The sequence below is a fragment of the Comamonas guangdongensis genome (assembly GCF_041079535.1).
Taxonomy (GTDB): domain Bacteria; phylum Pseudomonadota; class Gammaproteobacteria; order Burkholderiales; family Burkholderiaceae_C; genus Comamonas; species Comamonas guangdongensis.
Genome location: NZ_JBFYGN010000071.1, coordinates 1 through 972 on the forward strand (window position 1 = coordinate 1; position 972 = coordinate 972).

Sequence of the window (972 nt, forward strand, 5' to 3'; positions counted from 1 at the left end):
GACAGGAGATTGGACGTGAAGAAGAGATTTACGGAAGAACAGATCATTGGCTTCCTGCGGGAAGCCGAATCAGGCTTGCCCGTGGCAGAGCTGTGCCGACGGCACGGCTTCTCCGAGGCCAGCTACTACCTCTGGCGCAGCAAGTTTGGCGGCATGAGCGTGTCCGATGCCAAACGCCTGAAAGAGCTGGAAACCGAAAACGGACGGCTCAAACGGCTGCTGGCCGACGCCCTACTTGAGAACGAGGTGACGAAAGAAGCCTTGAGAAAAAAGTGGTGAGCGCACCTGCACGGCGCGAGCTGGTGCGCCGCATGGTCAGCTGCGGACTGAGCGAACGCCGTTCGCTGCGCGTCATCGGCATGAGCGCCAGCGCCCTGCGCTACGAACCCGCCTGCGACCACAACTGCGCTTTGAAAGAAAAGATCATCGCTCTGGCGCAGCGTCATCGCCGCTACGGGGCCGGCATGATCTACCTGAAGCTGCGCCAGGCCGGAGAGATCGTGAATCACAAGCGGGTGGATCGTCTGTATGCCCAAGCCGGTCTTCAAGTCAAAAAACGCAGGCGCAAGAAGATCCCGATATCGGAGCGCCATCCCTTGGTACGCCCGATAGCTGCCAACCAGGTGTGATCCATGGACTTTGTCTTTGACCGCACAGCAGAAGGACGCAGCATCAAAAACCTGACGATAGTGGACGATGCAACCCATGAGGCCGTGGCCATCGTGCCGGAGCGGGCCTTGGGTGGCAACCAACTGGTGCGCATTCTGGAGCGACTGGCCAGCACAAGGGGACTACCCAAAGCGATCAGAACCGACAACGGCAAGGAGTTCTGTAGCCGCGCCATGCTGACCTGGGCTCATGCCCGAGGTGTTCAGCTGTTTCTGATTGAGCCGGGCAAGCCCAACCAGAACGCCTACATCGAATCATTCAACGGGCGCTTTAGGGATGAGTGCTTGAACGAACATTGGTTCA

1 pseudogene is annotated in these 972 nt (G+C 58.8%); it reads left to right on the forward strand.

Features of this window, described 5'->3' with window-relative positions:
- Positions 1-15 precede the first annotated feature (15 nt).
- Positions 16-972 (forward strand): annotated as a pseudogene (locus tag AB6724_RS21800) (IS3 family transposase); the annotation flags it as partial.